The following is a 1279-nucleotide window of genomic DNA, read 5'->3' on the forward strand; positions in this document are numbered from 1 at the left end:
TTCGGATATCCTCGGATCAAAGCTTACTTACAGCTCCCCGAGGCGTTTCGCCGTTCGTCGCGTCCTTCTTCGGCTCCTAGTGCCAAGGCATTCACCGTGCGCCCTTCATAACTTAACCAAATTGCTGCAGATAACCTTCATATTTCTTCGTCAGCTTCGTGAACCTCAGTCATGTCACGTATGATTGTACGCTCCATTCTTTCGGTCACTTGCTTCCTCGAACTATTCGTTTCTCTTTGCAATTGCATTGTCAATTAGGTTTGACATGAATTCTTGACGTTCGTTCAATTTCTCTTATAAATAAGATACCGATGAACTTACTATGTTTCTATTTGCATTATCTAGTTTTCAAAGAACCTTGCTATACCTTCAAAAAGATATAGAATATTTTGGTGGAGCCTAGCGGGATCGAACCGCTGACCTCCTGCGTGCAAGGCAGGCGCTCTCCCAGCTGAGCTAAGGCCCCAAGCATCTTTAAACAAACGATCAATTAAACAATCGTTTGATTAGTTTATAGATTATGGTGGGCCTGAGTGGACTCGAACCACCGACCTCACGCTTATCAGGCGTGCGCTCTAACCAGCTGAGCTACAGGCCCCCACCATTTATAAAAAATAAATTTCGTATTTAATAGAGAGTTTTGAGCCCTCTCAAAACTGAACAAGGCTACTGAATTCAATTACATCATGTAACACTTCTCAGTTATTGCTTCGTGCTGCCTTGCTCCGAGGAAGCATGCTTCGTTAGCATACGCTCGTAGACGCAGGAGCAAAAGCTTTAAATAGAGAGTTTTGAGTCCTCTCAAAACTGAACAAAAGACCAAAGCGTATATGACCTGACGTCATATATCGACTAGAGTTAAATACTCCATAGAAAGGAGGTGATCCAGCCGCACCTTCCGATACGGCTACCTTGTTACGACTTCACCCCAATCATCTGTCCCACCTTAGGCGGCTGGCTCCCAGAGGGTTACCCCACCGACTTCGGGTGTTACAAACTCTCGTGGTGTGACGGGCGGTGTGTACAAGGCCCGGGAACGTATTCACCGCGGCATGCTGATCCGCGATTACTAGCAATTCCGGCTTCATGCAGGCGAGTTGCAGCCTGCAATCCGAACTGAGAATGGCTTTATGAGATTAGCTCGACCTCGCGGTTTCGCTGCTCTTTGTACCATCCATTGTAGCACGTGTGTAGCCCAGGTCATAAGGGGCATGATGATTTGACGTCGTCCCCACCTTCCTCCGGTTTGTCACCGGCAGTCACCTTAGAGTGCCCAACT

The 1279-nt window shown here is 47.1% G+C and carries 2 tRNA genes and 2 rRNA genes; all 4 read right to left on the reverse strand.

What is annotated here, in order from left to right:
* A 23S ribosomal RNA gene (locus AC1FXZ_RS21770) occupies positions 1–118 on the reverse strand; the annotation flags it as partial.
* Between the two features lie 272 nt (positions 119–390).
* Positions 391–466, reverse strand: a tRNA-Ala gene (locus tag AC1FXZ_RS21775).
* 55 nt (positions 467–521) lie between these two features.
* Positions 522–598: transfer RNA gene (locus AC1FXZ_RS21780), tRNA-Ile, on the reverse strand.
* Between the two features lie 275 nt (positions 599–873).
* A 16S ribosomal RNA gene (locus AC1FXZ_RS21785) occupies positions 874–1279 on the reverse strand; the annotation flags it as partial.

Source organism: Halalkalibacter sp. HAAS-P014, from assembly GCF_056619965.1.